The 21,911-nt window shown below is 69.4% G+C and carries 21 protein-coding genes; 13 read left to right on the top strand and 8 right to left on the bottom strand.

Translation table 11 applies throughout. The annotated features are described in order from the left end of the window. Positions 1-182 precede the first annotated feature (182 nt). Positions 183-950 (top strand): endo alpha-1,4 polygalactosaminidase, encoded by a 768-nt coding sequence (locus ABD987_RS39355; RefSeq protein WP_345406863.1) that lies wholly within the window; start codon positions 183-185, stop codon positions 948-950. A gap of 51 nt (positions 951-1,001) precedes the next feature. On the opposite strand, the gene ABD987_RS39350 is transcribed toward ABD987_RS39355, so the two are convergent. Continuing rightward, entirely contained in the window at positions 1,002-2,279 is a 1,278-nt protein-coding gene (locus ABD987_RS39350) for an ROK family protein (RefSeq protein ID WP_345406860.1), read from the bottom strand. A gap of 43 nt (positions 2,280-2,322) precedes the next feature. Here ABD987_RS39350 and ABD987_RS39345 point away from each other — a divergent pair, with 43 nt between their 5' ends. Further along, the gene (locus ABD987_RS39345; RefSeq protein ID WP_345406857.1) at positions 2,323-3,015 is read left to right on the top strand and encodes an HAD-IA family hydrolase; all 693 of its coding nucleotides are present in this window, start codon (positions 2,323-2,325) and stop codon (positions 3,013-3,015) included. A 38-nt stretch (positions 3,016-3,053) separates the two neighbouring features. On the opposite strand, the gene ABD987_RS39340 is transcribed toward ABD987_RS39345, so the two are convergent. Continuing rightward, positions 3,054-3,797 (bottom strand): IclR family transcriptional regulator, encoded by a 744-nt coding sequence (locus tag ABD987_RS39340; protein ID WP_345406854.1) that lies wholly within the window; start codon positions 3,795-3,797, stop codon positions 3,054-3,056. A 47-nt stretch (positions 3,798-3,844) separates the two neighbouring features. Between ABD987_RS39340 and ABD987_RS39335 the strand changes: the two genes are divergently transcribed. From ABD987_RS39335 to ABD987_RS39305, 7 genes are all read left to right on the top strand, one after another. Beyond that, complete coding sequence (locus ABD987_RS39335; RefSeq protein ID WP_345406851.1) at positions 3,845-4,960, top strand: cupin domain-containing protein; 1,116 nt, start codon at positions 3,845-3,847, stop codon at positions 4,958-4,960. Continuing rightward, on the top strand, positions 4,957-5,787 hold the full coding sequence (locus ABD987_RS39330) for a fumarylacetoacetate hydrolase family protein (RefSeq protein ID WP_345406848.1): 831 nt from the start codon (positions 4,957-4,959) through the stop codon (positions 5,785-5,787). The genes ABD987_RS39335 and ABD987_RS39330 overlap by 4 nt, the downstream gene beginning before the upstream one ends. Continuing rightward, positions 5,784-6,377, top strand: a complete 594-nt coding sequence (locus ABD987_RS39325; protein ID WP_345406845.1) for a maleylpyruvate isomerase N-terminal domain-containing protein — start codon at positions 5,784-5,786, stop codon at positions 6,375-6,377. The genes ABD987_RS39330 and ABD987_RS39325 overlap by 4 nt, the downstream gene beginning before the upstream one ends. Before the next feature lie 72 nt (positions 6,378-6,449). Next, positions 6,450-7,742 (top strand): MFS transporter, encoded by a 1,293-nt coding sequence (locus ABD987_RS39320; RefSeq protein ID WP_345406842.1) that lies wholly within the window; start codon positions 6,450-6,452, stop codon positions 7,740-7,742. A gap of 636 nt (positions 7,743-8,378) precedes the next feature. Beyond that, the gene (locus ABD987_RS39315; RefSeq protein WP_345406839.1) at positions 8,379-8,810 is read left to right on the top strand and encodes an SH3 domain-containing protein; all 432 of its coding nucleotides are present in this window, start codon (positions 8,379-8,381) and stop codon (positions 8,808-8,810) included. 255 nt (positions 8,811-9,065) lie between these two features. After that, on the top strand, positions 9,066-9,632 hold the full coding sequence (locus ABD987_RS39310; protein WP_345406836.1) for a TetR/AcrR family transcriptional regulator: 567 nt from the start codon (positions 9,066-9,068) through the stop codon (positions 9,630-9,632). Further along, entirely contained in the window at positions 9,629-11,071 is a 1,443-nt protein-coding gene (locus ABD987_RS39305; RefSeq protein ID WP_345406833.1) for an FAD-dependent monooxygenase, read from the top strand. The genes ABD987_RS39310 and ABD987_RS39305 overlap by 4 nt, the downstream gene beginning before the upstream one ends. A 158-nt stretch (positions 11,072-11,229) precedes the next feature. Here the strand turns inward: ABD987_RS39305 and ABD987_RS39300 are convergent, their stop codons facing one another. Further along, complete coding sequence (locus tag ABD987_RS39300; RefSeq protein ID WP_345406830.1) at positions 11,230-11,364, bottom strand: hypothetical protein; 135 nt, start codon at positions 11,362-11,364, stop codon at positions 11,230-11,232. Positions 11,365-11,629: 265 nt separating this feature from the next. Continuing rightward, complete coding sequence (locus ABD987_RS39295) at positions 11,630-12,463, bottom strand: hypothetical protein (RefSeq protein ID WP_345406827.1); 834 nt, start codon at positions 12,461-12,463, stop codon at positions 11,630-11,632. A gap of 1,091 nt (positions 12,464-13,554) precedes the next feature. Between ABD987_RS39295 and ABD987_RS39290 the strand changes: the two genes are divergently transcribed. The 3 genes from ABD987_RS39290 (at position 13,555) to ABD987_RS39280 (ending at position 16,041) form a co-directional block, all read left to right on the top strand. Continuing rightward, positions 13,555-14,604, top strand: coding sequence for a hypothetical protein (locus ABD987_RS39290; protein ID WP_345406824.1), 1,050 nt, complete (start codon positions 13,555-13,557; stop codon positions 14,602-14,604). 270 nt (positions 14,605-14,874) lie between these two features. Continuing rightward, positions 14,875-15,267: an STAS domain-containing protein gene (locus ABD987_RS39285; RefSeq protein WP_345406821.1), complete on the top strand. Its 393-nt coding sequence runs from the start codon at positions 14,875-14,877 to the stop codon at positions 15,265-15,267. A gap of 36 nt (positions 15,268-15,303) precedes the next feature. Continuing rightward, positions 15,304-16,041, top strand: a complete 738-nt coding sequence (locus tag ABD987_RS39280) for an ATP-binding protein (protein ID WP_345406818.1) — start codon at positions 15,304-15,306, stop codon at positions 16,039-16,041. A gap of 507 nt (positions 16,042-16,548) precedes the next feature. On the opposite strand, the gene ABD987_RS39275 is transcribed toward ABD987_RS39280, so the two are convergent. The 4 genes from ABD987_RS39275 to ABD987_RS39260 all read right to left on the bottom strand — a co-directional run bounded on the left by ABD987_RS39275 (position 16,549) and on the right by ABD987_RS39260 (position 20,732). Continuing rightward, positions 16,549-17,352, bottom strand: coding sequence for an SDR family oxidoreductase (locus ABD987_RS39275; protein WP_345406815.1), 804 nt, complete (start codon positions 17,350-17,352; stop codon positions 16,549-16,551). Continuing rightward, positions 17,352-18,233, bottom strand: a complete 882-nt coding sequence (locus ABD987_RS39270) for an amidohydrolase family protein (RefSeq protein ID WP_378214287.1) — start codon at positions 18,231-18,233, stop codon at positions 17,352-17,354. The genes ABD987_RS39275 and ABD987_RS39270 overlap by 1 nt, the downstream gene beginning before the upstream one ends. A gap of 48 nt (positions 18,234-18,281) precedes the next feature. Further along, positions 18,282-19,877, bottom strand: coding sequence for an AMP-binding protein (locus ABD987_RS39265; RefSeq protein ID WP_345406809.1), 1,596 nt, complete (start codon positions 19,875-19,877; stop codon positions 18,282-18,284). A gap of 78 nt (positions 19,878-19,955) precedes the next feature. Further along, positions 19,956-20,732 carry an AraC family transcriptional regulator gene (locus tag ABD987_RS39260; protein ID WP_345406806.1) on the bottom strand — a complete coding sequence of 259 codons (777 nt, stop codon included), beginning with the start codon at positions 20,730-20,732 and terminating at the stop codon, positions 19,956-19,958. Positions 20,733-20,868: 136 nt separating this feature from the next. On the opposite strand from ABD987_RS39260, the gene ABD987_RS39255 reads away from it, so the two are divergent. Next, positions 20,869-21,819 (top strand): NADP-dependent oxidoreductase, encoded by a 951-nt coding sequence (locus ABD987_RS39255; RefSeq protein WP_345406803.1) that lies wholly within the window; start codon positions 20,869-20,871, stop codon positions 21,817-21,819. Positions 21,820-21,911: the final 92 nt, after the last annotated feature.

Genomic DNA, 21,911 nt, shown 5'->3' with positions numbered 1-21,911 from the left:
GCCAGTAACGATCGCCGAGGTCCATGATGGACACCTGACCGTCTTGCCCGGTCTTCCTTTTTCCGGGCATCCGAGGCGGGGCGTGCCCACCAGAATCCCGGAGTTCGATGATGCCTGTCTCCCGCGTTCACCTACTCAGCTGCGCCGTCCTGTTCTCGCTCTGCCTCGGTGCTTGCTCCTCGATGCCCGACACTGTCACTTCCACCGCGGAGGCGGGGCCGGGCACGGAGACGGCCTCGGTCGCCCCGCCGCCGGTCGGCGCCGGTTTCGACTACCAGATCGGCGGTCCCTACCCCCCTCCGCCGGGTGTCAGGGTCGTCGCCCGCGACCACAGCGTCGCGCCCGCCGCCGGGCTTTACAACATCTGCTATGTAAACGCTTTCCAGGCGCAGCCCGGTGCCCAGGGCGGTTGGGATCCGGACCTGCTCCTGCGTGACGTCGGCGGCGAAGTGATCATGGACGGCAACTGGGACGAGGCGCTGCTGGACCTGCGGACCGAGGACAAACGGCAGCGGATCGCGGCGAAGGTGAACGGCTGGGTGGACCAGTGCGCCGCCAAGGGATTCCAGGCCGTGGAACCCGACAACTACGACAGCTACACGCGTTCGCGCGACCTGATGAACGCGGACCAGGCACAGGCGTACGTCCGGCTGCTTTCCTCGCACGCCCACCGGAAGGGGCTCGCGATCGCGCAGAAGAACACCTCGGAGCTGTCGGACCGGCGTCGACAGAACGGCCTCGACTTCGCGATCGCCGAGGAGTGCGGCGAGCAGAACAGCTGTGACGGGTTCACCTCGGCCTTCGGCAGGAACGTGCTCGTGATCGAATACGGCCGCGCGGGTCTGGAGAACGCGTGCAACCGCTGGGGTGTCCTGAGCGTCGTCCGCCGCGACCGGGCCGTTTCCCCGAAGACAGCGGGCGGCGACAGGTACGTCCGCGAGACCTGCTGACCGGCCGGGGCACGAACGACAGCGGGCGCCCGCTGCGCGTGCCTCGGCTGGTCAGCGACCGGTGGGGCCGATCCGTTGGGGATCGCGCAGCAGCGGGGCGAAGGCGTGGTCGACCGCGCCGGTGAGCATCGGCTCGGCGAGTTCGCCGGGAACCGGTTGGATGCCTCGGGTGCGGGCGAGGAGTGAGCCTCGGTGGATCTCCCGGGTCAGCACGTCCGGCTCGGCGGCCAGCAAGCCGGCGAGGAAACCGGTCAGCACGATGCGATCGGGGTCCAGGACGGTGGCCAGCCCCGCGAGCCCGGAGCCGAGCACGCTCGCGGCGTGCCGCCGGGCACGCCGCGCCCGTGCGGTGGTGCTCCGGAGTGCTTCCCCGGCGGTGGGAACCGCCGCCGCGCGAGCCAGCGCCGCGCCGTCGGCGTAGCGTTCCAGGCAGCCCCGCGAACCGCACGGGCAGGGCTCGCCACGGGAGTCGACCATGAGATGCCCGGCCTCCACCGCGTGCCCGCCGCCGGTGAAGAGGTTCCCCGCGTTCATCAACGCCCCGCCGATGCCCCGGCCGTCGCAGGTGAGCACCAGCGCGTTCGAGGCGCCCGCCGCGGCGCCGCGGCGGTACTCGGCCATCGCGGTGAGATTGCTGTCCCGGTCGAAGTGCAGCGGGAAGTTCGGCAGCAGCGGTGCCATGAGTTGCCCGAACGGCACGTCGGTCCAGTCGTAGCACAGCGAGGAGTGCACGAACCCATCGCGCTCGCGTAGGGCGCCGGGTATCGCGACGGCTATGCCCGCGCACACACGATCCCGACCGTCCTGTCGCCGGATCGCGTGCCCGATCTGGTCGGCGAGTACGACGGCCAGCCGTTCCGGCTCGACGTCGCGCGCACCGAGAGACCGGAGGCGCGGCGGCGCGATGGGCGCGCCGATGGTGCCGGTGGTGACTTTCAGACAACTCGGTCGCAACACGGCCGCGACGACGAAAGGCGCCTCCGGCGCCGGTACAACCAACGGCGACGGCCGCCCGCGCCCGGAGGCCGCGGTGGTGTCGGTCGTCGTGCGGACCAGGCCCAGCTCGTCGAGTTCGGCGAGGGCCGTGCCCATGGCGCTGCGAGCCAGCCCGAGCGCCGAGGTGGCGCTGCTGCGCGACAACGGCCCGCGGTGGTGCAGCAGTGCCAACAGCCGGGCCGCGGCGGTGCGAGGCGCGGTGTCCGGGGCGTCGGGCGGCGCGCTCGACCGCGGTGGTGCTTCGCGGTGCACCTGACGTAGGGCATGGGCCTGCCCCTCGGCCTCCCCCGCTCTCGCGGAATCAACCTGTCCCGGGTCCGCCCGCTCGGTCACATTGCCTCTTTCCTCCGGCGCACCCCCATCCTATTATGTACTGATGCAGAACAAAATAGCTGCGGAGCTGCGAGTCCGCGCGCTCCTGCTGGACCTCGACGGGACACTGGTGGACTCCCGCGCCGTCGTCCGGCGCAGCTGGCAGCGCTGGGCCGACGCCGTCGGCATCCCGCTGGAGTCGTTCTTCCACCGCACGCACGGGAGGCCGGGCCACGAGGTGATGGCCGAGATCCTCCCGGAACGGCCGGTGTCCGAGAACCTCGCGGACAGCCGCGCACTCCTCGACGACGAAATCAACGACACCGGCGGCGTACGCGCGTTGCCCGGTGCCGTCCGCTTGCTGGCGTCGCTGACCGACATCCCCTGGGCGATCGTCACCGCGTGTACCGAACCGCTGGCGCGGGCGAGACTCGCCGCCGCCGAGCTTCCGGTCCCGCGCGTGCTGGTGACCGCGGAACAAACCGACGCGGGCAAACCCGATCCGGCCGGCTACCTGCTCGCGGCACGGCGCCTCGGTGTCGAACCCTCGTGGTGCGCGGTCATCGAGGACGCGCCGGCGGGGATAAGCGCGGCCATCGCGGCAGGAATGCCCGTGATCGGCGTCGGCGGGCCGACAGAGCCCGCGCCGACCTGGGAACTGGCCGGCCTCGACGACTTGGAAGCGCTTCCGGACGGCGTGCTGCTCCGGCTGATCGGCTCACCCGTTTCCCGAAACGGCGCGCCGAACCCGGCTTGACGGGACGAGAACCCGACGACGGCACCACCGAGGGCGGGTCACGACCCTGTCGCGAGTTCCTCCTCGACCCGGCCGGCCGCGGTCTTGAGCAGCGCGACCCATTCTCGGACCGGGTCGGCGCGGAAGCGTGTGGTCGGCATGGCCAGGGCCATCGCGCCGTACGCCGGCCCGTGCGGGCTCCGCACAGCCACTCCGAGCGCCGTGAGGCCCTTCTCGGTGCGCTGGTCGTTGATGGCGAAGCCCCTGGCCCGCACCCGTGCCAGGTCACGGTAAAGCCGGCGGCCGTCGACGTCCTCCTCGTCACGGTAGAGCTCCGTGAGCTCGTCGGCGGTCTTCGCGGCCAGGATGGCTCGGCCGCCGGCGGTGTGGTGCAGCGGCCTGACGAAACCGGTGCGATCCGCGACGCGCAGGGTCCGGTCGCACTCCACCGTGGAGATGAAGCGGCCGTCGGTCCCGACGGGCACGAGCAGGGTGACCGTCTCGTTGACGAGCCCCATGAGCCACCGCATCTGGGGCTGCGCGACCTGCCACAGTCGCTGGGCACCGGGGTCGGGTGGCTCGACGGATGTGAGCATCGGGCCGGGGCGGTAGAGCCGGTCGGCGTCCTGGGTCGCGAACTCGCGGTAGACCAGCGACGTCAGCAGCCGGTGCGCCGTCGAAGGAGCGATCGAGATCCGCTGGGCGATGTCCACCAGCCGCAACGGCCCCTCCTGCTGAAGCAGGGTGGCGACCTGCAGGGCGTGATCGACCGAGGTCAACAGCGACGTCGGCGGATTCCGCATGGAGGAAAAGTATAGCGGCTCACCTCGTCCTCGGAGATCGTTCGGCCATGGCCTCATCCACCAGTCCGAGCCTGCCGCGCAGCACCGCGCCGGACCAACCGGAAATGACTCCCGAGCTGGACCGGCTCTACTCACGTTTCGAGGAGGAATCGCTCGTACCGCTGTGGTGCGAGATCGGCGACCTCATGCCGACCACGCCCAGATCGGCGGCGCGGCCGCACCGGTGGTCCTGGCACTCGCTCTCCGCGATGGCCGCCCAGGCGGGCACCTTGGTGCCGGTGGGTCGTGGCGGGGAGCGCCGGGCGCTGGCGCTGGCGAACCCCGGACTCGGGGGGCGCCCGTTCGCCACTCCCACGGTGTGGGCCGCGATCCAGTACCTCAACCCGGGCGAGGACGCGCCGGTGCACCGGCACACGCAGAACGCGTTCCGGTTCGTCGTCGAGGGCGAGGGTGTGTGGACCGTGGTCGACGGCGATCCGGTCGCGATGCGTCGCGGCGATTTCCTGCCGCAGGGAGGCTGGCACTGGCACGGCCACCTCAACACCAGCGACGCCCCCATGGCCTGGATCGACGGCCTGGACATTCCCTTCGCCTACGCCACCGACTCCACGTTCTTCGAGTTCGGTCCCGACCAGGTGGGCGACGTGGGCACCCCGGAGCGGTCGCGTTCCGAGCGGCTGTGGGGACACCCGGGGCTGCGTCCGCTGACCCGGCCGGCCCCTGCGCCCAAGACGCCGCTGCTCGCCTACCGCTGGGAGCACACCGACGGGGCGCTGCGTGAGCAGCTGGCGCTGGAGGCGGAGGGCTACCCGGTCACCCCGGAACCCGGTCACGCGGCGGTGCGCTACACCAACCCCACGACCGGCGGCGACGTGCTGCCGACCCTGCGTACCCAGTTCCACCGGCTCGCACCCGGCACCGCCACCGCGGAGCGCCGCGAAGTGGGTTCGGCGGTCTTCCAGGTCTTCGAAGGATCGGCCCGGGTCACGGTCGGCGACTCGGCCTGGGACGTCGACCGCGGTGACCTGTTCGTCGTCCCGTCCTGGCAGGCGCTCACCATCGCCACCGAACCCGGGATCGACCTGTTCGAGTTCACCGACGCACCGATCTACGAGCGGCTCGACCTCGCGCGAGCAGCGGCCACCCACGGGAGCACACGATGAGACTGGCCACGATCCTGGTCGACGACACCAGCCGCGCCGCCCGCGTCGACGGCGAGACGTACACGGCACTGGCCGCGGCCGATGTCCGCGAACTGCTCGAGGATCCCGCGTGGCGGGCGAAGGCGCAGGAGCCGGGTGAGCGGTACACCGCCGCGGAGGTCCGGCTCGCGCCGGTGATCCCGGCACCGGGCAAGGTCGTCTGTGTCGGCCTGAACTACCGGACCCACATCCTCGAGATGGGGCGCGACCTCCCCGAGTACCCCACCCTGTTCGCGAAGTTCGCCGACACCCTCATCGGCGCCCACGACGACATCGTGCTCCCCCCGGAGTCCGGCTCGGTCGACTGGGAGGCGGAGTTGTGCGTGGTGCTCGGCGCCACCGTCCGCCGTGCCACGTCCGAACAGGCGGCCGCCGCGATCGCGGGATTCACGGTGCTCAACGACGTCTCGATGCGCGACTGGCAGTTCCGCACCCGGGAATGGTTGCAGGGGAAGAACTTCGAAGCCAGCACGCCGATCGGACCCGTGCTGGTCACCCCCGACGAGCTTCCGGGCGGCGTTCGGCCCGGCCTGACCATCACCACCGCGGTCGACGGCGATGAGATGCAGCGCGCCGACACCGGTGATCTGGTCTTCGATCCGGTCGCGCTGGTCGAGTACGTCTCGACGATGATCACGCTCCGCCCCGGCGACGTGATCGCCACCGGCACGCCGGGCGGCGTCGGCCACGCCAGGAAACCGCCGCGCTATCTGACCGCGGGAAGCGAGGTCGTCACCACGATCGAGCACATCGGTTCGCTGGAGAACACGGTGAGGGCCGAGTCGTGACGACGTCCTCCACCGCGTACCTGACGTGGATGCGGGCGGGGACCGAGCGGCTCCTCGGAATCGTCGACGGGCTGGAGGAACCGCGGTTCGCCGAGCCGTCGTCGCTACCGGGGTGGACCATCGGCCATCTCGTGGCTCACGTGCACTACAACGCGTGTGCCCTGGGGCGACTGGCTTCGTGGGCCGCCACCGGCGTCGAGACCCCGATGTACGCCGGCGCGGAGCAACGTGAGCGGGAGATCTCCACCGGGGCGGCCCTGCCGCCCGCGGAGCTGAAGGAGCTGGTCCGCGAGTCGGCGGCCCGGCTCGACAGCCTCTTGTCCGCGCTGACCGACGAGCAGTGGACGAGCCACGTCGTCACCGCCCAGGGACGCACGGTCTCCGCCGAGGAGATCCCCTGGCTCCGGGTCCGCGAGGTCGTGGTCCACGGGGTGGACCTGGCCGGTGACACCTGGGAGCAGTGGCCGGAGGAGCTGTTGGAAGCGCTGGTCCGCGAGATCGTCGAGCAGCGCCTTGCCCGTGGCCAGGCCGCCGTTCTGGCGGGCGTCCTCACGGGCCGATCGTCCGGGCCCCTCCCGCCCTGGCTCTAGGCGGACCGCTTTCCCGAGCTTTCACGGCGCGACCACGCGCCGGTCACTGGCGACCCGAAACGAGGAACCGGCATGCAGGATCCGACCGTCACGCCCGCCGCCCCGGCCAGGGCTCGTCGCGCGGCGATGCGCGTGACCCTGCTGTGCTGGATCATCGTGGTGATCGAGGGCTACGACATCGTCGCCTTCGGCACCGTCGTCCCTGTGCTGCTGGAGAACCCGGAAAACGGGTTCACCGCGGAAAACATCGGCTGGATCGGCTCGGCCGTCTTCGTCGGCGCGATGGCCGGTGCGCTGTCCTCGGGTGCGCTCTCCGATCGTTACGGCAGGCGGCCCGTGGCCATCGGGGCGGTGACGATCTTCACCTTGTTCACGGTCCTGTGCGGGACGGTCGGCAGCGTCTGGCCCCTGGCGCTGTTCCGGCTGCTCGCCGGGCTGGGCATCGGGGCGATCATGCCCGCGGCGTCCGCGCTCACCCTGGAGTACGCGATCCCGCGGTATCGCACCCTGACCTACACCCTGATGCTGTCCGGCGTACCGGTCGGTGGCGTGTTCGCCGCGGTGACGGCGTTGCCGGTCATCCCGGCCTGGGGCTGGGAGGCGATGTTCCTGCTCGCCGGAGCGCCCGGCGTGCTCTGTCTGTTCCTCACCGCCAGGTACCTCCCCGAGTCGCCGCAGTTCCTCGACGCCATCGGGCGCCGCGACCGCGCCACGGCCATCCGCGCCCGGTTCGGGCTGGACGCGCCGACACTCGAAGTGGTCACGCGAGAGAAGACCGAGGGGATCTTCGGCCGGTCCTACCGGGGCGCGTCGGTCGTGTTCGCCATCGCGACCTTCTGCGGGCTCTTCGCCTGGTACGGACTCGCCACCTGGCTCCCCGGCCTGATGTCCAAGGCGGGTTACGCGCTCGACTCGTCCCTGGTCTTCCTGCTGGTCCTCAACCTCGGTGCGGTGACGGGATCGCTGGTCATCGCCGCTGCGACCGACCGGTGGAGCCACCGGCCCGTCGTCGTCCTCACCTGCCTCGGCATGGCCGCCGCCTTGATGGCGCTCTCGATCAAGCTGCCGTCGTTGCCGCTCCTGGTCTGCATCGCCGTGGCCGGCGTCGGCGGGCACGGCGGTCAGATCCTGATCAACGCCTTCGTCAGCGTCTCGTATCCGACCGGCCGCCGAGCCCGGGCCCTCGGCTGGTCCCTCGGCGCCGGCCGCGCCGGCACGATCGTGGGACCGATCGTCATCGGCTGGGTGGTCAGCGGCAGTGACCCCCTGATGGGGTTCGCCGTCTTCGCCGGACTTGCCGTCATCGCGGCGATTCTGCTGGCGCTGTGCCCCCGGACCCCCGCCCTCCGTGCACACAACGGCTGACCCTTTCCCCTTTACAGAACGGTTTCGAGCATGACGACGGCCTCACCGAGCCGGTGTGGACCGCGAAAGTCGACCGGCCGCCGCGGCTCGCGGGAGCTGAAACGCATGGCTCCGGTGGAGCGACGGGCTTGAAGCCGTCGTCGCTGAGCGAATCGCGTGTGGCCGGAGCGTCGAACTCGGGTCCGCACGATTCCCGTCCGTACTAGTACGCTTTCCCGGAAACCGCTAGTACACCCTCCGCGAACTGTTCTAGTTGACAGAGCTATCACGGGCAGTTACTGTCTATTTACACACCTGGCTGAAGTAGATGAGCTGAACGCCCACTTCATGCCAGTTTGTCCAATGGGGGAACACCGTGGCTTTCTGCGATTTGCTTCTTTCGCAAACCTCCGCACCGCACGTTCACCGGACCCGCGAGGCTTCGACGCGGAACAGTGCCGAGATTCAGGGCGAGAAATCTCCGCATTAAGGCATTGAGCACGTCCTTCCATCGCCTCGATGGATAAACGTTCAGTGACCGGAAAGTAGCAGACAAATGACCCGGTGGTCACGGCAAACCACTGCCCGGGTTCGCCGAGTCCTTGCCAGCCGACTGAGATGTGTCCTTGATTTCCGTTTCGCAAGGGAGGAAATTCGATGAGGTTTCGGGATCTGGTGCGTGCGCGAGGCCCCCGCTCGGGGCGAGGCGCGCTGGTGGTCGCTTTCACCGCGCTCACCTTGTCGGCAGGGCTCGGTGCCACCGGGTACGCGGCGGTCGCGGCCACGGACCGGACGAATGCCGCGGAACTCGGGAGCAGACAGTCTTTCTCCTCTGTCACCGAGCCCAATAGCGTGTCCCGGCCCGCGCCCAAGGCGAGGTACACCTGCGTCACCGGGAACAACGTCCGGTACCGGAGCGGGCCCGGCGTGCGGTACAAGGCTTTAGGGCAGGTGAACCGCGGACAGGGGGTCGATATCGCGGGCGCCGCCTTCGACCCGACGGACGGGAGCTACTGGGACAAGGTGAACCTGTGGGGCGGCCCGGCCGGCGTCTGGATTTCGATGGACTTCGTCGGGACGTGTGGCTGAGCGGCTCGCACCGCTCGGACAAGAGGTTCAGCCATGGTGGTGTTCGCGGCCGGTCCACCCTCGTCCGAGGCGTCGACGTGATCTGCTGAGCACGCAAGAAGATCCATCCGGCCGGGAGGCAGCCGCCGCTTCGCCTCCCGGCCGAATGGGCACCAGCCGGTACGGCAGTTTCCCGAGCCTCGCCGCCATCCTTCTCCCTTGAGCCGCCCGACTCCGATGTGTACGATACGCGTATCGTACACATCGGGAGTGATCATGGTCCGCGGCAAGCTGCGTGAGGACGCGATTCTGGGCGCCACCCTGGAACTACTGGCCGAGTCCGGATACCGGGCGTTGACGATGGACGCCGTCGCCGCCCGCGCGCACGCCAGCAAGACGACCATCTACCGCCGATGGCGCAACAAGGCCGAGTTGGTCCGGGCCACGCTCGACGCGTACGACAGTCAGTCCAACGACGACGTCGAGGACACCGGAACCCTGCGCGGTGACCTGCTCGCCGTAGTGGGCATGCTGCGCGTCAAGTCGACGCAGCTGCCGGTCACGCTGTACCACGAGATGCTCGAGATCTCGCGGCACGACAAGGAACTCGACGCCGCTCTGCGGGCCCACCTCGCCAACGAGGAGGTCTCCCCCGTGCTGGCGCCGATCCGCCGGGCGGTCGAGCGCGGGGAACTGCCCGAGGACGTGGACACCGATCTCATCCACGACGTCGCCGAAGCCATGATCCTTCACCGCGTGCAGTACGGCGAGTTCGACGACGCCTTCACCGTCCGGCTCGTCGACGACGTCCTGCTCGTCCTACTCACCCGGGGAGAGAAATGACGATCGTGATCGCGGGTGCCGGACCCACCGGGCTCACGCTCGCCTGCGAACTGGCCCGCCGCGGCGTGCCGTGCCGGGTCGTCGACAAGGCGCCCGGACTGTTCCCGGGTTCCCGCGGCAAAGGGCTCTCGCCACGCACCCAGGAGGTGTTCGACGACCTCGGCGTGATCAACTCGATGCTCGCCGACGGTGCCCCGTTCCCGAAGTTCCGGATGTACGCCGGCCACGAGATCGTGTCCGACCGGGACATCTCGGAGATCCTCGGCACCGAGCCGGCCAGGCGCACCCGTGAGGTGCCCTACCCGGGGATCTGGCTGATCCCCCAGTGGCGTACCGACCAGCTGCTGTACGAGCGGTTCCTCGACCTCGGCGGCACCGTCGACTTCGGTGTCGAGGTGACCGGGTTCGACCAGGACGGCGACCAGGTCACCGTGCACACCTCGGCAGGCCCGATCGAGGCCGGCTACCTCGTGGGGTGCGACGGCGGGCGCAGCACGGTCCGCAAGTCGATGGGTGTCGGGTTCGCCGGTGAGACGTTCGAGGCCGAACGAACCCTGATCGGTGACGTCCGGGCCGACGGCCTGTCCGGTACGCGCTGCCACGTCTTCACCCGCGACGGCGACATCACCGGGCGGTTCTCGCTGTGGAACCTGCCCGGCGGCGACTACTGCCAGTTCGTCGCGACCGTCCAGGCCGAGGAGGTCCCGGAACTGACCCTGGCGGCGGTGCGCGGGCTGCTGCGGGAGAGGTCCGGCCGCGACGACATCCACCTGCACGATCTGCGCTGGATCTCGCTGTACCAGGTCAACGCGCGGATGGCCGACCGCTTCCGGACCGGCCGGGTGCTGCTGGCCGGTGACGCGGCGCATGTGCACTCCTCGGCCGGCGGGCAAGGCCTGAACACCAGCGTGCAGGACGCCTACAACCTCGGCTGGAAACTCGCGGCCGTGTGGGGTGGCGCGCCCGAGGAGGTGCTCGACAGCTACGAAGCCGAGCGGATGCCGATCGCCGCGCACGTGCTCGGGGTGAACAGTGCGTTGCACCACCTGAACTTCCGCACGCCACCGCCGGGGACGACCCCGGCGATCGACCAGCTCGACATCACCTACCGCGACGGACCACTGGCCGTGGACGACCGGCGGGAGCCGGGGAGGTTGCGGGCCGGTGACCGCGCGCCGGACGGACTGCTCGACGACGGCACGCGACTGTTCGATGTGTTCCGTGGCCCGCACTTCACGGTACTGGCGTTCGCCGTGCCGGGTCTGCCGGACTTCGGGCCGGGGGTGCGGGTGCGACAGGCGGCGAAGTCGGACGGTTACGACCTCGACGACGGCACGCTCGTGGTGGTGCGGCCGGACGGTCACGTCGGCGCGATCACCCACCAGCCGGAGACCGCCCGCGCGTACCTCGACCGGTTCCGGCCGCCGACGGCCACGTGACACCTCAGGGACGTCGCGGTCCGCTCAACCGATCAGGACGCCACCGGGCGGCGGGTGGATGCCATACTCGGGGCGCGGGGCCGGCCCAGGATTCGGGTCGTGGAACCGGCCCCGTGGTCAGACGGTGTGTTCCCGGTATTCCTGACGGGTGCTCCGGCTCAGCCGAACAGGTCGCTGCAGACCTTTCCGGCGACGGTGGTCAGCAGGACGAGCGCGGGCACGGCGATCAGCATGATCACCGCGCACCCGCCCCTGCTGGCCCCACTGTCCTTCTTCCGGTGTTTTCCGCCCATGGGCGTCTCCTTTCCGATCACCGGCCGCGGTCGCGGCCCGGCGGCTTTCCCTGGTGGCGAAAGCCCGGAGGACACCGCGCGCGTGCGGCGGGCGAAGCGACACCGGGTGACACCAGCCTGTGGCGGAGTGCTCCGCGTGCGCGGTGGTGGGGTGCGGGTGCGGGTGCTGGTCAGGGGCATCAGGCATCCGGGTCGTGTCACGAGGGTGGCGGGGCCGGGCAGGTCTCGCGCGGCGCGCCGATCGCCTCTTCGGCGGGCGCCCGCCTCACTGTGGTCGTCCGGAGCGCGCTCTGTTCTTGTGCCGCAACAAAATGAGGATGGCCTGGCGCAGGCCGGGCGCCTCGCAGCGTCCCTGGAGGCGAGCGGCGGCCTCGAGGGTGATCAGCTCGCGGACGACGTCGTCGAGCACCGTCACGGCCGGGCGGGGCGTGGCCTGGGACAGCACCGGCGCGCCGGGAGGGATCGCCGGCCGGTCGCGGACCCGCTTCCAGACCGCCATGGTGTCCTCGACCTGGCGGGCCAGCGGTGTGCTCTCGGTACCGGGCACGGCGCTGAGGACGATCGTGAGCAGATTGCGCACCAGGGCTTCGTTCGGGACGGTGTCGCGTTTGAAAAGATCGCTCAGGGTGCTCTTCGGGATCGGGTTCTGCGGATCGAGGGCGGCGGAACGTTTCTGGATCCTGCGGTAGGGCAGGTTCGTGCGGGTGACGAGATGTTTCAGGTACTGGATGAAACCCTTCTCCGTGGTGATGTGCTCCGGGGCCTGCGGAACGCTCGGCTCCACCAGCGCCATCCGCGGGATCGTCGGCGGATCGGCGGACTCGGCCAGGCGCTGCGGAGACCGGGCCCGCGCGGCGGCGTGGTGCAGCCGGCGCAGGGTGTCCAGCACATCGCTGTCGGCCTCGCAGGCCAGCGCGATATCCCGGTAGATCGGCCAGCCGAGCAGCTGCTCGGACCGCGGATCCCAGGCACCGTGCAGCACGTGCTCGGCGACGTCGTGCAGCTTCAGCCTGATCTGCCAGAGGTTGGTCGCGATCGGCAGCGCGGCGACCTGGGTGTGCAGCTCCCGCACGGCGCGGCGAGCCGGGTCCTCGTTCACGCGGCCGGAGTCGCCGGGGCGACGGCGGCCCGGTCGTCCTCGGCGGCCCGCGGCGGGACGGCCCGCGACGGTAAGCAGGGCAGCGGGTATTGCCTCGGGGAGCAACGCATCGGTTCCGGTTCCAATCTTTGTCAGCACGGAAATCGCGGGTGAAGTGGGTGGAACCCCGTGCGACCGGGACGGGTGCAACCGTCGGATCCGGCGCGGCCGGGGCCAGCCCGACAACGATCGAACCTACTCGGTCCATATTGCACAAGACAAAAAGAAGCAAGATCGGTCCGAGTTTGTCCGGAAAGTATTCGGTCAGGTCCGGCAAGTAACACCACCATCTGGATCCCCTGTGACGCGGATTACTTTCCGTCTTATCTTCCGTCAGCCGCGCGACCGGGCAAAAGTACAGGTCAACGCGCCGGAAAACATGGTTTCCCGGCACACAGGGCTGTCCGGGCCCTGTCCGAGGAATGGGCCTACCGGGTGGTATTCACACATGATGGATGATTCAATTACATCGTTGGCGTCTTGACCGGGATCGGGGTTTGGCCCAGGCGCCGGTTTCACCGGTTCTCAGCGCTGCGGGTGAGGATCGTTCAGTCGAGCGCCCGGCCGGGTAGCCGGTGCAACGGCCCCCCGGGCCTCGGCTCCCCCGCCGCGCATTCTGCCTGCCACGCATTCGCTCCCTCGTCCCGAATGCTGGAATGCACATGCACTTGCCCAGGCGAGTGCACGAGCCTTTACTTGCGCCCCGGAGAGGCGGGCGGCGTGGAAGTTCACTTGTTCGAACAGATACGGGTGGTCGTTCACGGGACCTGGATCTACCGTTCGGCGACACGAATACGCCGACCCGTAATACATCACGTCAGGTAGCAAGGACTAGCGGTACTGTAGCCGCCTCATGTGGTGCACCCGCCCGACCGGGAAACCTGGAAACTGATCTTTCCCGCCACCGGAAGATCAGGGCACGACAAAGGAGAATGGGTTTTCTCCCCTTCGCGGGCCGGGCGCGGGCACCGTGGGAGTTGCCGGGGAGTGATATCCGAGTACCGCGAAGGGCGGTGCGCGCGGGAGCGCACCTGAGGAGGGCTGGGACAACCGTGGTGACCGACAGGACCGCGTACCAGGGACGCGGGCAAGGGATCCTGCGCAACCTGAAATCCACCGAGGACTTCACGCACAAGAGCAGGCTCAGCCTCGAAGCCCGCCAGCTGATCCTCTACCTGGTGGTCGTGCTCACCGACCAGGCGGGCAGCCTGACCACGCTGATCACCAAGGTGCGCGCCGCCTACGGCGCGCGGGACGGCCACTGGGCGGCCCACCGCAACGCCAAAAGCCTGCACAACCTGTTCGCCAAGACGCTCGGCAAGGGCGCCGAACGCGTCCCCCGCTGGAACCGCATCGACGACCTGCTCGCCGTCTTCCTCCCTCCCGACCAGCTTCCCGCCGTCCGCGCCGTCACCGCGTACCTGTACGGCCAGGCCGAGAGCTCGGACACCCCGGGCTTCGCCGGGCAGCCACACACCCCGCCGTGGGCCGGCGAGCCGATCGTGACCGTCGAGACGATCCGCGCCTACGCCCCGCCGATCGTCCCGCTGGACCGAACCGACCGCGACACCGCCTCCGACGACGGCATCTCCGGCGACCTCGACCTCGGCCTGGTCGAAGCACACCGTGAACTGGCCAAGCGCACCGAACTGCTGACCGGCATAACCAAGGCGTTCCAGTACGAGCACAGGCGGGCCAACAACCTCGAACAACAGGTGAAAGACCTCGAAGACCGGTTGGGCAAGAGCGAGAAAGAGCGGCTCGAGGCGGTCAAACGGGCCGCGCTCGGGCTCGTCGCACGCGATCACCACCGCGCGGTGTGCGACGCCTACGACAACCTCGAAGGACGATATCTCCAGACCCTGCGCTACATGATCCCCGGCGCCGACGACGACATCCTCCGGCAGATCATGCACGGCCAGACCCAGGGCGTGCGGCCCCGCGGCATCCGCATCGGCCGGGTCCCCCACCCCCGCGACGCCACCGGGCCGCAGGTCGGTGCCACGAAACCGTTCTCACCCCGACATTCCCGATCCCAGCCCGCCGGCGGGGAAGTGGTCAGCCTCGATTACTTTCCCGCCCGGAATCCGGACGCCGTGTAGCGGGAAAGATCAGACGGGCAGTGCGGGCAGCAGCTTGTCGAGTGTGATCGGCAGGTCGCGCATCCGCACTCCCGTGGCGTGGTGCGCCGCGCGCTGGCTCCTTCGTCGCCGGAACAAGCCCGGTTACCCCGGCGGCACAAGGACAAACCATCCCGCTCGGCCGGACGCGAGGCACCCACCGGCCGAGAGCAATCAATTCGGTCTACGACTCCGGGTTTCGGCCCGTCGGCGCGCGGGTACCCGGACGCGCCAGCGGGGAAGGGAGCCGGGATGTCGGGGCCGATGTTCGCGGGGCTGTTCGTCAACACTGAACGTGTCGACGACGCGGCCGAGGTCACCCTGGTCGGCGAGTTCGATCTGGAGAGTGTCGCGCCCGTCACCGAAGCGCTCACCGCCACCCTCGCGCCCCCACCGCCCCGGCTGGTCCTGATCGACCTGTCGAACCTCACGTTCATCTCCGGCACCGGCGTGTCGACGCTGCTCGGCGCATTGGCCGAAGCCATCTACCGCGGCGCCGATCTCCGGTTGTACGGGCCTCGGCACCGGATCGTCCGCCGTGCCATGGCCGTCACCGGCGCCGACCACCTGCTGCGGATCTATCCGACCCACGCCGACGCCGTCCGTGACACGGCGAGGCTGACGACGTGGCCGGGCCGGCGGTGACAGGAACCGGGTTTACCCAGAAGTTGGTGAAACATCGTGGACGTTGACCGAACCGGCGTTCGGCTGAGCACGACCTCCCGCGATGGCGCGACAGTCGTCACCGTCACCGGCCTGCTCGATCTGCCGAGTTGCCCGGACCTGCGCGACGGGCTGCTGAAGATCGCCGCCGAATCACCGGGCGGCGTGGTGGCCGACATCGACGCCCTGCGGATCCGGGACCGCGCCCTCATGAGTGTGTTCTCGGTGGTCGCCAAAAGAATCGGCGACCGGCCGGGCATTTCGTTCGCACTGGTCACCCGGCAGCCCGGGCATCGGGCGATGCTCGCGGCGAGGTCGGTGAACCGGTTCGTCCCGGTGTACCCGGACGTCACCGCCGCACTGGCGGCCCCGGCCCCGCCGAGAAACCGCCGTGCCACCCGGTCGATCGGCCGCTCCGACGGCGCGGAACGCGAGGCACGAGAGTTCGTCAGGAGCGTCTGCGCCGAATGGTCGGTACCGGATCTGACCGACGACGCGGCACTGATCGTGACCGAGCTCGTGGGAAACGTGGTCCGGCACACCACTTCGCTGCCGCGACTCCGGCTGGAGCTGCGGACGGGCATCCTGACCGTCTCGGTGGCCGACGACGACCCGCGCCCCGCGGCGCAGCGAGAACAGGTCAGGGCGTTCGGGCCGGGCGTCGGGCTGCGGATGGTCGCTCAGCTCAGCAAGGCCTGGGGCTGCAGTGCCACCGCGGAAGGCGGCAAAGTCGTTTGGGCCGCTCTCACCGCCTAGGCGGATCGCGCCGTAGTCGGGTGGCCGCGCCCGCGCCCATGCCCGCGATGGGTGGTGTGGCGTGCACGGCGTCGCCGAGGTCGGTGATCCGGCCGGCGTGCCACGGCGCGAGGTCGGCCGCGGGTCGAGGCGGCGTTGAACCGGAACGCGGCCACGCCGTCCGGATCGGCGCGGGCGATGACCTCCAGTGTGCGGTCGGCCCACCCGTGGGCGCGGAACCGGCCGAGCAGCGCGGTTCGCAACCGGACGCCGCGCAGGTCGCGCGGGGTCGAGGAATCCGATGTAGAGCGCGGCGCCGCGCGGGCCGATCGCCAGCGCCGAGCGCGGCCCGAGGCGCCGCTGCTCGGCGGGGCCGAGGTCGGCGCGCCGGGTGCGCCCGGAAAATCCGATGATGCCAGCCGGGTGGTCGGTCGGGCCCGCCGCCAGGTGCCGGGCGACGACCGAGTGGGTGCCGTCGGCGCCGACCACCAGATCCACGAGGACGTTCCGCGGTCGTGTCCACCGCGGTCACTTCGAGGCGGACGGCGTATCGAAGCTCGCGCCCATCCCGACACCGGCCCCGCCGTCGACCGGAATCACCGCGCCGGTGACAAATCCCAGATTCGGCGACACGAGCGCACCGACCACGTCGGCGAACTCGCGGGGCTCCCCGACACGTCCCACCGGCAGTCCGCTCCCCAGCCGAGCCTTGGACAGTTCTGGCTGCCTGTCGAGTGTTCTGCCCAGCAACGGGGTGTCGAAGTAGCCGGACAACAGGGTGTTGACGGTGATGTCGTGCTTCCCGACCTCCAACGCCAGGGTCCTGGCGTAACCGATCACCGCGGACCACACCGCCACGGGCGCCGCCATGCCGACGGCCGGGCGCTCGACGACAGCCGAGACGACGTTGAGGATGCTGCCCCCTTCGGCCATCATGTGTGGCAGCGTCGCTCGCACGGACCTGACAACGTAGAAGAAGTGGCGCTCGAAGGCTTGAAGCCACACGTCGTCGGTGAGTTCCGGGATCCGGCGGATCGGCGGTCCGCCGTCGTTGGTGACCAGGACGTGGACAGCCTCTCCGAACCGCGCGAGCGTCGCGGCCGTGACCCGCTCGAGGTCGGCCTCGACCGAGCAGTCGGCGGCAAGCCCGAGTACCCGCTCATGGCCGTACTCGCCGGCAAGGTGTTTCGTGGCGGCCGAGACCTTCTCCGCGCGACGCGCGAAGATCGTGACAAAGGCACCTTCACGCAAGAGGCGATCAGCGATCGCGAAACCCAGGCCATCGCTGCCACCGCCCACCACGGCTACCTTCCCGGTCAGTCCCAGGTCCATCATTCGACTCCGATCGCGGTAAGGAATGCTTCGGCATTGCCCGAGAACACGTCGTCGAGGACCTCCGACGAGTAGCCTTGCGCACACCACTCCGACACCAGCCGTTCGTGGCTGAGCATCGGGTAGTCGGCGCCGAAGAAAACCCGCTTGCGGAGCCGTTTCCCGATCTCACGCCTGAGTTCCTCGGGGAAATGGCGCGGAGACCAGCCGTGGAGTTCCATCCAGACGTTCGCTTTGTGAAGTGCGACCGCGATCATCTCCGACTGCCATGGCCACGCCACCCGCGCCGCGATCACGTTCAGATCGGGATGGGTCGCCGCGATACGGTCGACGTGGCGGGGGTGGCAGCCCTCGAGGGTAATGCCCATACCGCCACGGGTTCCGGCGCCGGTCGCGGACATGCCCACATGAACGAGAACCGGACGGTTGGCCTCGACGCACAGGTTCAGGCAGGTCTCCCACTCCGGCCGGTCGGGTGTGCCTGCCGGAGTGAACGAGTGAACCGTCAGCCCGATCAGTCCCGGCCCCGCACTCAGGCAACGCTCGAATTCCTTGACATGAGCCGGCTGCGTGGGATCGATACCGATCCAGTGGCCGAGCACGACGTCGGGGTTCCTGCGAGCGAAGTCGAACGCGTAGTCATGCTGGTCCCGTACCGCGCCGACGTCCATTCTGTACGTGAACGCGAAGTCGAGCATCACCCTGGCGTTGGCCTGACGAAACTGTGCCGCCTGCTCATCTTCGCCGACGAAGTTCATGTCCCACTTAAAGTAGCCCCGCAGAGCCTCTCGGTCCTCGGCGGTCTCGTACGGACTTCCCCTCCAGCCTCGCTCGGTGCCCCAGTGGGAGTGGAAGTCGATCAGCCGGGGTGGCGGTTTCATCAATGCCGTATACCTTTCGTGAATGGTTGCCGGAACGACCGGGGAATTTCAATGGACCTCGCGCGCCGAATCGCCCCAGTACGGTGCGCGCAACGCTTTTTTGTCCACTTTTCCGACCGTCGTCCGGGGAAGCGAGTCGACGACCACCACCTTTTTGGGCGAGTACATCGAGCCCTTGACCTGTTTCACGAAGGATTGGAGGGCGGGGACGTCGACGACCTGCCCGGGGCGTGCGACCACGAACGCGGTGACGAGCTCGCCCCACCTGTTGTCGGGCACGCCGATCACCGCCGCCGAGCCGACCGAAGGATGCCCCGCCAGAGCGGCTTCGACTTCGCTCGCGTAGATGTTGAAGCCACCGGAGACGATCATGTCCTTCTTGCGGTCGACGATGTACAGCAGACCCTCGTCGTCCTGGCGGGCCAGGTCCCCGGTGTGCAGCCAGCCGCCCTTGAGCGCGGCCTCGGTCTCCTCGGCGAGGTTCCGGTAGCCGAGCATGACCCCGCGGCCGCGCATGGCGATCTCGCCCACCTCGCCGACGGGAACGTCATGACCGTCCTCGTCGATCAGCCGGACGCGGTTCCCGAGCACGGGACGACCACAGGAGGCAAGCCGCTCCAGGCTCGCGGTCTCGTGCGCGGCCTTGGGCAGGACCGTCCCGATGCCGGTCGACTCCGTCTGCCCGTATATCTGGGAAAAGACCGGGCCGATGCGCTCACGAGCCTCGGCCAAGCGCACCGGAGACATCGGCCCGGTGGCGTACCAGATCACCTCGAGGCTGGACAGATCCCTCGTCTCCGGGCGCTCATGGTCCAGCAGCGTGTAGATCATCGTCGGGATGCCGCTGACGCAGTTGACGCGCTCCGCCTCGATGAGGTCGAGGAACCGGCCGGGATCGAAACCCTGCTCGATCACGACGGTACCTCCGCGAAGCAGCGTTGGGAGGACACCGAGCCCGGCGGCATGGGTGAGCGGCGCCGAGGCCAGGTACCGCGGCAGGCGCGGCTGTTCGAAATCGGCCATGTGCGCGTAGACCAGCTGCACCATCGACCGATGAGGCTGCATCACGCCCTTGGGCCTACCGGTCGTTCCCCCGGTGTACTGCAGCCACGCGAGGTCCATCTCGGTGGCCGGACCGGGATCCAGGGGTCGGACCGCGTGGGACTCGCCCTCGGGCAGGCCGCCCGAAGCCGGGATCACCATCAGGTGTGCCAGCGAGCCGACCTCGGCGAGGATCTGCCGCCCGTGCTCCTCCAGGGGCACGGTCACCACCAGCACCGTGGCCTTCGCGTCCTCGCAGACGACGATGTGGTCTTCGACCGAGGCCAAGGTCTGAAGGCCGGTGAAGCGCGCCCCCAAGAGGTAGGTCGCGGCTTGGACGATCCAGGACTCGGGCATGTTCGGGCTGAGCATCGTGACACCCACTCCGAGCCCCACTCCGCGATGGGCCAGCGCGGTCACGTACCGCGAGACGAGCTCTCGGACCTGGGCGTAGGTCAGCCGCCGAGCACCGGCGACGAAGGCCTCGGACGAGCTGTGCCGGGTGAGGGCCTGCACGATGAGGTCGCCCAGCGTCACACCGGAGGAAGCCGTTGTGGCAGCTGCCGAAACGGGATCGCTCCGCACCTTGACGGGATGAGACATACCTCAACGATCGGCGTTCCCGGGCGGACGTACCACCGATGTTCCGCCAGCATTTACCGATAACCCGCCACGCTGACGCTAGTCGTGAGCCGCACGCGCCGCGGAGCGGTAGCGACCGGGGGTCTCGCCGACGAGATCGGTGAAGGCGTCGATGAAGCTGCTCGGGTTCGCCCAGCCCAGCCGAGTCGCCGTGTCGGTGACCGAGGTGCCTTCGCCGAGTTCGAGCAGCGCCCGCTGAACGCGCAGCAACGTGCGCCACTGGTGAAAGCTCATCGACAGCTCGCTGCCGAACAACCTGCTGAGGGTCCGTTCGCTCGCCCCGGTTCGGTGCCCCAGCTCCGCCAGGGTCGCCGGGCTCGCCGGGTCGGCGTGCAGCAGGTCGGTGACGGCCTTGAGGCGGGTGTCGCCCGGCTCCGGGAGACGCAGTGGTTCCCGCCGGGCGCGAACGAGCTCCACGACGACGAGTTCGAGCAGCAGGCTCGCGCGGGAACTGCCGACCGGATCGGGGTCACTGAGCAACGCCAGGTAGGCCTCGCGCAGCAGGGCGCTGGCCACGAACACCGAGGGCTCCGCCGGTAGCCGCTCGGCCAGTTCCGCCGGAACGCGGAGCAACCGGACATCCGTTTCGCCGTACGAGCGACTGCTGTGGACGTGGAACGGGGGCACCCAGGTGATCCGGCTCGCCGGCGCCACCCAGGTGCCCGCCCGGGTGACGGTGACCAGCGCTCCGGAAGCTGCGTACCTGAGCTGCCCGAAGTCATGGAAGTGCGCGGCCACGTCCTCGCCGTGGGCCAGGGGCGCGCAGACCGCCGAATCGTCGGTCCAGAACACCGGCTCGCCGGCACCTTCACTCATGGGGCCAGCCTAGCCCCCACTTGGCGGGTTATCGGAGTTTTCTGGCGGGACACCGGTGGCACGCCCGCGCCGTAGCGATCATCGTCGAGGTAGGTCCCCTTGAAGGTCGTTCTCACACCCCAAAACCAGGAGAGTCATGCGAGTCATTACGCAGCAGTCGTTCGGCGGTCCGGAGGTGCTCACCGTGGTGGACGCGCCCGAGCCTCGTGTCCTTCCGACGGAGGTGCTCGTCCGGGTCAGGGCGATCGGCCTGAACCCGCTGGAGGCGCGTCTGCGTGCCGGCGAGTTCCCGTTGCTCGGCCAGCCACCGTTCGTGCTCGGCTGGGACATCAGCGGCGTGGTCGAACAGGCGCGGACATGGCGGTTTCGGCCCGGCGACGAGGTGTTCGGGATGCCGTTGTTCCCCCGGGCGGCCAACGCCTACGCCGAGCTCGTGGCCGCTCCGGCATTGCACCTGGTACGCAAACCGGCGTCACTGTCGCATGTGGAGGCGGCGGCGCTGCCGATCGTCGGGCTGACGGCGTGGCAGGGCCTGGTCGACCTCGGTGGCGTGACCGCGGGCGACCGCGTGCTGATCCACGGCGGTGGCGGCGGGGTCGGCCACGTCGCGATCCAGCTCGCGAAAGCCCTCGGCGCGCACGTGATCACGACCGCCAGCGGGAGCAAGCGGGAATTCGTCGAAGGGCTCGGCGCCGACGACGTGATCGACTACACCACGACCGACTTCGCCGAAACGGTCCGCGACGTCGACCTCGTCCTCGACACGCTCGGCGGCGACACCGCCGAACGATCACTCGGCGTACTCCGCCCAGGCGGACACCTCGTGACGGCGGTCGCCGACGAAGACACCGACCTCATCGCCAGGTACGAGGCGGCGGGCATGCGTTTCAGCGGCATCGGAGTCGACCCCGACCCGGTCGCCCTACGCGGCCTCGCCGGCCTCGCCGAACAGGGCAGGCTTCGCGTCCACGTGCAGGAAACCTTTCCCTTCGACCACATCACCCACGCACACCAGACGCTCGACAACGGCCACCTCCAGGGCAAACTCGTCCTGAGCTTCCCCCGGTTGTCCGGACACCTCACCTGAGGTGACCGCCGGTCACCAGGGAGGATGTTCTGGTGCCTGCACCACACCCGCCTGAGTTTCGTCAGCGTGCCGTCGAGCTGGCCCGTCTGGGC

The organism is Amycolatopsis samaneae (genome assembly GCF_039541975.1).
In the GTDB taxonomy this organism is placed as follows: Bacteria; Actinomycetota; Actinomycetes; order Mycobacteriales; family Pseudonocardiaceae; genus Amycolatopsis; species Amycolatopsis samaneae.
This window is presented reverse-complemented; position numbering and strand designations above follow the sequence as displayed.